We start from the raw sequence: 7,277 nt of genomic DNA on the forward strand, positions 1-7,277 counted from the left end.
CTGGCGCCGCCCCGGGGGGGCCCGGGGGGGGGGGGGGGCCCCGGGGCGGGCGCGGGCGGGCCCCACCGCCGTCGGGCGGCCGGTGGCTACGGGAGCCAGGCGGCGGCCGAGTGCGAGGGGTAGAGGCTCCAGGGGGAGCGGGTCAGGAACAGGCCGACGACCAGGCCCGCGTTGTTGACGAACAGGGAGGTCCGGTTGGCGGTGTTCTCCGGGTCGAGGTCGGTCAGGGTGCCGTCCGGGGCCCAGAGCCGGCCCGACTGGTACTGGCGGGCCGGAATGCCGTCCGTCGCGTAGCCGACGACGGTGCCGGAGTCGTTGACCCCCAGGGCGATCGACCTGCCGCCGTTCTCCGGCTTCCGGGCGAGCGGGGTGAACGTCCCGTCCGCGCTCCAGCGGGCCGCGTGCCCGTTGACGGAGTCCACATTGGGCAGGTACTGGCCGACGACCGTCCCGGAGTTGTTGATCGCCGTCGGCATGGTGCCCGGGCCGAGGTCGCGGACCGCTCCGTGGGCGGAGCGGACCAGACCGTGGCGGACGGCGCCCGAGCTCGTCGGCACGTCGGCCACGCCGACCACGGTGCCGGCCTCGTTGATGTCGACGGGCCAGTCGCCGGACCCGCCGGTCGGGACCGTGGTGAAGCGGGCCGGGGTGCCGTCCGGGCTCCAGATGATCCCGCGCGAGATGCCGTCGTACGCCCGGCCGATCACGGTGCCGTGACTGTTGACGCCGGTGACCACGCTGGTCGTCGCACCGGGAAGCGGGGCGAGGGCGACCGTGGTGCCGTTCGGGCGCCAGGCCACGGCGTGCGGCTGGTTGGAGACGGTGTAGGAGGTCCCGACCACGATGCCGCTGCCGCTGATCGCGGTGGCCGTGCTGTAGAGGTCGCCGGGCAGCGGGGGCAGCGGGGTGGGCGTGCCGTCGGCCGCCCAGCGGACGGCGGTCGGGCGCGAGGAGTCCCGCGAGGCGGGCCAGGAGACGCCGATCGTGAGGTTCGCGTCGTTGACGCCCACGGCCTGCGCGTAGTCCTCGCCGGGCAGCGGGGCGAGCGTGACGGGGGCGAGGTCGGGGTTCCAGCGGACGGCGCTGGGCTTGTCGAGCTGGTCGTACCCGTAGGCGTAACCGACGAACACACCGCTGTTGTTGACGCCGGTGGGCTCGCTGTAGGACTTGCCGGGGACGCCGGTCGGCGGCACGGTCATGATCGGGGCGGTGAGCGGGGCGGCTGCCGCGGAGGCCGTGGGGGAGGCCCCCAGCAGTGCTCCGGCGGTGAGGGCGGCGGCGACGGCGGCGGCCGTGCGGTGGCCGGTGCGGGCGGTCATGACACGGGTTCCCTGTCTGGTCGACGGCATGTCGGCCCGGTCCTGCGGTGCTCCGGCGCCCGCGGGGGTCGCGAGGGCCGGGGCGGACGGGCCGCTGGTGCGGTGGTGCGGGACGTGCCGTGTGCTCTCGCCGCCGGTACGGACACCGGGTGCCGCTCCGGCAGCGCGTCGATACGGCCGCGACTCTAGCCGCCGGGCCTGCCCTTCGCAGGCCGATCGTGCGTTGCGGAAAGGATTCCGCAGGTGCCGTCGGGAGACGGGTGATCCCGGCGGTGCTGCTCGACGTAGCGGCGGGTCCGGCTGTCGGCGGAGACGAACTCGTACGTCCGGGGCGCCGGGGACGCTCGGGCGTCGACGGGGCGGCGGGCCCGGCCGGACGGGGGAGCGGAGGGGAGCGGACGGCGAAGGCCCGGAGGACGAGTCCTCCGGGCCTTCGGTGCCACTGAGTAGCGGGGACAGGATTTGAACCTGCGACCTCTGGGTTATGAGCCCAGCGAGCTACCGAGCTGCTCCACCCCGCGTCGGTGAACCCGACCCTACGGCATCGGACGGTCCGGGGGCGAATCGACGGCCGCGGCGGCCCGGCACCCCCGCCCGGACCGTCCCGGTGCCGGAGCCCCGCCCCCGACCGGCGCTAACCTTGGAACCCCAGGTCAACATGCCTGCGGACCAAGGAGACGGAAGAGTGGCGCAGGACATACGGGCCGGTGCGAAAGCCCTGGTCGGGCGGCAGCGGGAGACCGGACTGCTGGCCGCAGCCCTCGCCCGCGCCGGGGAGGGCGAGGGCGGCTCCACCGTCCTGCTGCGCGGCGACCCCGGCGTCGGCAAGAGCACCCTGCTGGCCTGGACCGAGCACGCCGCCCGCGGACGCGGCTTCACCGTGCTGCGCGCCACCGGCGCGGAGGCCGAGACCGACCTCGCGTTCGGCGCCCTCCACCAGGCCCTCTGGTCGCCCCTCCAGCGCTCCGCGGCCCTCCCGCCGCACCAACGGGAGGCCCTCGACGCCGCGTTCGGCGCCCGCTCCGGAGCCCCGAGCGGCTTCGCCGTCGGCGCCGCCGCGCTGGCCCTGCTCGACGGGGAGGTGCGGACCGCCCCCGTGCTCCTCCTCCTGGACGACCTGCACTGGATCGACTCCTCCAGCGCCACCGTCCTCGGCTTCCTGCACCGGCGCTGCGCCGGACTCCCGCTGGTCATCGTCGGCGCCACCCGCACCGACGGCCCGGCCGCCCAGACCTGGTCCGCCGAGACCGTCGAGGTCCGGGCGCTGCCCCGGGCGGACGCCGCCGAACTGCTCGGCACCCGGCACCCCGGGCTCGCCGCCGGCACCCGCGACCGGGTGCTCGCCGAGGCGGACGGCAACCCGCTGGCCCTGGTCGAACTGCCCCGGCAGCTGGCCGACGCCCAGCGCAGCGGCGTCGCCCCGCTGCCCGCCCGGCTGCCCCTGGGCCGCCGGCTGGAACGGATGTTCGCCGACCGGCTGGACGCGATGACCCCGGAGGCCGGCCGGCTCCTGCTGCTGGGCGCCCTGGCCACCGGCCAGGACCTCAGCAGCGGCGTCTGGCTGCGCGCCGCCGGGGACGGCGACCCGCGCGGGACCCTGGCCCGGATCGAGGCCGACGGCCTGGCCCGGCTCGACGCCACCGGACAACTGGTGTTCCGTCACCCCCTGGCCCGCACCGCCGTGGTCGCCGCGGCCTCCGACGCCGCCCGGCGCGAGGCCCACCGCGCCCTGGCCGAGGTGCTCGCACCGACCGACCCCGGGCGCCTGGTCCACGAGGCCGCGGCCGCGCTGCTGCCCGACGAGGACCTCGCGCAGCGCCTCCAGGAGGCCGGCCGCGACCTCGCCGGGCGCGGCGGCGACGCCGAGGGCGCGCTGCTGCTGGAACGCGCCGCCGTACTCAGCCCCGGCTCCTGCGACCGCGTCCGCCGGCTCACCTGGGCCGCCGTGATGTCGGCCCGCGGCGGACAGCTGCGCCACACCGCGGCGCTGGTCGGGGAACTGAAGAACAGTGCCGTGCCGCAGGACGTCGCGCCGCTGTTCGCCTACGCGGTCGTCTACGCCGACCAGAGCCACCACGTCGAGTTCGCCTCCTCCGCCGCCCTGCTGCCGGCCGCCCTGGACGCACTGACCGCGCCGGGTGCCGACGGCTTCGGCGGGCTGGTCGAACAGGCCTACTTCAAGCTGCTGCTGGCCGCCAGCTACACCGACGACCCCTGGGCCTGGCAGGCGCTGCACCGGCACCGCGAGGCCGTCTCCGAGGCCGGCCGGCTCTGCCTGCGCGCCTGGACCGAACCGGGCCCGGGCACCGCCGACGAACTGCGGGCGCTCGCCGGGAGCCTGACCGGCGAGCAGGAGGCCGGCGCGGCCTGGCTGCTGCTCTGGACGGCCACGGCGCTCGACTGCCCCGAGGGCAACCTGTGGCAGCGCTTCACCGGGCTGCACAACTTCGCCTCCCAGGGCTCGGTGGCGAAGGCCCGCTGTCACCAGGACTACCTGGACGGGCACTGGGACCGCGCCGGCGTCTGCCTGACCGAGGCCGGGATCGCCGAGGAACTCGGCTACCACTGCAACGCCCTGCTGTTCCGCCTCTACCACGCCCACTACCTGGCGGGCCGGGGCGACGAGACCGGGCTGGACGCGATCGACCGGAGGATCCGGCCGGACGCCACCCGCGCCCGGATGCGCCACGTCCTCGACCGCCTCACCCACCTGCACGGGCTGGCCGCCCTGGCGCACCGGCGCCACGAGGAGGCGTACGCGCACTTCGGCGAACTCACCCCGCCCGGCCGCCCGCCCGCCGGACCGGCCTGGCACCACGCGCTGGTGCTCGACCTGGTGACGGCCGCCGTGCACACCGGCCGCCGCGAGGAGGCACTGGCCCACCTCGCCGCGGCGCGCGGCGCCCGCTCCGCGGAGATCTCCGAACGGCACGCCTTCCTGGTCGCGGCGGCCACCGCGGTGGCCGCCGAGGACGGCGAGGACGACGGGGCGGCCGAGGCCGCCTTCCGCACCGCGTACGCGGTGCCCGGTGCCGAACGCTGGGTGTTCGAACTCGCCCGGCTCCGGCTCGCCCACGGTGCCTGGCTGCGCCGGCGCCACCGCCCCGGGGCCCGCGAGGTGCTGCGGGCCGCCCACCACGACTTCCGCCGACTGCGGGCGCTCCCCTGGGCGCAGTGGTGCGAGGAGGAGCTGCGGGCCGCGGGCGACCTCGTGGTCCCGGCGCAGCGGGGCGCGGCCGAACCCGCCGCCGGCCCGGTGGACGGGGCGGCGCCTTCCGGGGCGGCAGGTCCGGCCGCCCGGGCGGGCGCGGCCGTGCTGACCGGTCAGGAGCTGCGGATCGCCCGGCTGGCCGCGACCGGCCTGACCAACAAGGAGATCGGCCGCCAGCTCCGGCTGTCGCCGCGCACCGTCGCGGCGCACCTCTACAAGATCTTCCCGAAGCTCGGCATCGCCTCCCGGGCCGCCCTCGCCCACGCCCTGGGCCCCGGTGCCGGGCCCGGCGACGGCACCGGCACCGGTCGTGGGTCCGGTCGCGGTTCCGGCCCCGGTGACGACCCGGCGGGCGTCCGGCCGCGCCCGCCGGGCGGGACGGCAGTCAGATGACCTAACGGACCGCTCCGTCCGTCGGTCAGGCTGGCCGTGTCGGAAGTCGGCGGAAGAACGGGCGGTCAGATGGGCATGCGGGTGACGACCGCGTCGGTCCCGGACGGCGAGAAGGCGGCCTACCTGGGCGGCGCCGTGTCACGGACCCTCGTCCCGGTCGAGGTGCGCCCGCTCACCGGGCGGCCGTTCGACGGACGCCTGGTGTCGCACCGGCTCGGCCACGTGCGCGTCTCGACGCTGGAGGCGGACGCCGCCCGGGTCTCCCGCACGGCCGCGCTGATCGCCCGGGCCCCGCGCAGCGAGCCGCAGGTCGGGGTGGGCGTCCAGGTGTGCGGCCGGGCGGTCCTCCAGCAGGACGGGCGCCGGGCCGAGGTGCCGCCCGGCGGCCTGGTGCTGTACGACACCGCGCGCCCGTACTCGGTGGACTACCCGGAGCGCTTCCGCACCCACCTGTTCCACCTGCCGCGCCGGCTGCTCGGGGTGCCGGAGCAGGAGCTGCGGGAGGTGGCCGCCACGGCGGTCGGCCCGGCGGACGGCTACGGACCGGTGCTGCTGCCGTTCCTGGACACCCTGGCCGCCTCCGCGCACTCCTACTCCGCGCCGGTCGGCGAGCGGCTGGCCGGCAGCGTCGCCGAGCTGCTCAGCGGCCTCGTCGCCGACCTCGCCCACGGCCGGGCGGCGGAGGAGCCGGACAGCGCCGGCACCCAGCTGGTCGGCCGGATCCGCGGGTACATCGACCGGCACCTGGCCGAGCCGCAGCTCGGGCCGGAGCGGATCGCGCAGGCCCACCACATCTCGGTCCGGTACCTGCACCGGCTCTTCGAGGGCGAGGACGTGACCGTGAGCCGGCTGATCCAGCAGCGCCGGCTGGAGGAGTGCGCCCGCGAGCTGGCCCGCCGGAGCCGCACGGCGCCGACCGTGTCGGCGGTCGCCCAGCGCTGGGGGTTCGTCAACCCGGCGCACTTCAGCCGGACCTTCCGCGCCGCGTACGGCGTCCCGCCCCGGGAGTGGCGCGCCGGACGCCGGCCGGCCGGGCCGGGCGACGGGGCCTAGCCGAACCGTGGAGCCGGGCGGCGTCCCCGGTGACGACGGGCGCACGGTGCCCGGCGCCGTCCCGCCCACGGCTCACCCGGGCGCAGCGGCGCCCACCGACCGAAGCCAGGAGACGAGTTGCCCGACCTCACCCCCTCTCCCGACCGCGGGCCGGTACTCGACCGGGCGCTCCAGGACTTCCTGGACGCCCGGTCCGGCCCGTCGGCGGCGGAGCCGCCGGACCTCGCCTTCCTCGCGGCCGACGGCCCGACCGGCGCCGGCGGGGCACCCGGCCTCCCCGGCGGCGATCCGGACGACCCGTTCTCCACCACGACGGAGTGGCTGGCGCTGCCCGGCGGGCCGACCGGACGGGTCTCCGTCCAGGTGACCAGGCCTGCCGGCGCCGCCGAGCCGTGCCCGGTGATGCTGTTCCTGCCGGGCCTGGGCTGGTCGCCCGGGGACGCCGGGCACTACGGCCGGCTGGTCCGGGAGTTCGCCCTGGGCGCGGACGCCGCGGTGGTGTTCGTGGACTACGCGCGGGCGCCCGCCGCGCGCTACCCGGTGGCCGTCGAGCAGTGCTACGCGGTGGTCCGCTGGATCCGGGCGCACGGCCACGAGATCGGCCTGGCGGGCGAACGGGTGGCCGCCGTCGGGGACTCGGCGGGGGCCAACCTGGTGGCGGCGCTGACGCTGCTGGCCCGGGAGCGCGGGGACGCGGGGCTGGTCCACCAGGTGCTGGTGTGCCCGGTGACCGACGCGGACTTCGACACGCCGTCCTACCGCCGGTTCGCCACCGGCTACTTCCTGCACCGCGACCACATGCGCGGGTTCTGGGACGACTACCTGCCCGACCCGGGGCTGCGCCGGGAGGCGACCGCCGCGCCGCTGCAGGCCTCGCTGGAGCAGCTCGCCGGGCTGCCCCCGGCACTGGTGGTCACCGCCGAGGCCGACGTGCTGCGGGACGAGGGCGAGGCCTACGCGGCCCGGCTCCGCGCGGCGGGCGTCCCGGTCGTGGCGACCCGCTACCAGGGGGCCGTGCACGGCTTCCTGCTGCTCGACGCGTGCTGCCCGACCGGCACCGCCCGGGCGGCGCTGATCCAGGTCGTCGACACCGTGCACGTCGCCCTGCACCGCGGCGCCTGGTGAGCGCGGTCCGGGTGCGGCCCGGGTGCGGACGGGGGCGGGGACGGGAGCGGGTCCGGGGCGCGGAGGGCGGCCGCGGTGGCACCCCGTCCGCCCTCCGGCCCCGCGGCGGTGTCCGGACGCGCCGGAGGGGGCCCGGGGGCGCCCCCCGGGCCGCGGCCCCCCCCCCCCCCCCCCCC

At 77.6% G+C, this 7,277-nt stretch carries 4 protein-coding genes and 1 tRNA gene; 3 read left to right on the plus strand and 2 right to left on the minus strand.

The window, feature by feature from the left end:
- Positions 1-86 precede the first annotated feature (86 nt).
- Together ACFCX4_RS32930 and ACFCX4_RS32935 are read right to left on the minus strand one after the other, a co-directional pair.
- Entirely contained in the window at positions 87-1,319 is a 1,233-nt protein-coding gene (locus tag ACFCX4_RS32930; RefSeq protein WP_376150556.1) for a hypothetical protein, read from the minus strand.
- Between the two features lie 447 nt (positions 1,320-1,766).
- Positions 1,767-1,840: transfer RNA gene (locus tag ACFCX4_RS32935), tRNA-Met, on the minus strand.
- A 164-nt stretch (positions 1,841-2,004) separates the two neighbouring features.
- On the opposite strand from ACFCX4_RS32935, the gene ACFCX4_RS32940 reads away from it, so the two are divergent.
- The 3 genes from ACFCX4_RS32940 (at position 2,005) to ACFCX4_RS32950 (ending at position 7,101) form a co-directional block, all read left to right on the plus strand.
- Complete coding sequence (locus ACFCX4_RS32940) at positions 2,005-4,923, plus strand: AAA family ATPase (protein ID WP_376150558.1); 2,919 nt, start codon at positions 2,005-2,007, stop codon at positions 4,921-4,923.
- Between the two features lie 75 nt (positions 4,924-4,998).
- Positions 4,999-5,976, plus strand: coding sequence for a helix-turn-helix domain-containing protein (locus ACFCX4_RS32945; protein ID WP_376150562.1), 978 nt, complete (start codon positions 4,999-5,001; stop codon positions 5,974-5,976).
- 117 nt (positions 5,977-6,093) lie between these two features.
- A complete protein-coding gene (locus ACFCX4_RS32950; protein WP_376150560.1) occupies positions 6,094-7,101 on the plus strand; it encodes an alpha/beta hydrolase in 1,008 nt (335 codons plus the stop codon).
- Positions 7,102-7,277: the final 176 nt, after the last annotated feature.

The organism is Kitasatospora sp. NPDC056327 (assembly GCF_042261735.1).
In the GTDB taxonomy this organism is placed as follows: domain Bacteria; phylum Actinomycetota; class Actinomycetes; order Streptomycetales; family Streptomycetaceae; genus Kitasatospora.

What these genes read in the sequence shown, in the direction of transcription:
- ACFCX4_RS32930 (WP_376150556.1), bottom strand. Translation starts at nt 1,319, where the DNA reads ATGACCGCCCGCACCGGCCACCGCACGGCCGCCGCCGTCGCCGCCGCC.
- ACFCX4_RS32945 (WP_376150562.1), top strand. Translation starts at nt 4,999, where the DNA reads ATGCGGGTGACGACCGCGTCGGTCCCGGACGGCGAGAAGGCGGCCTAC.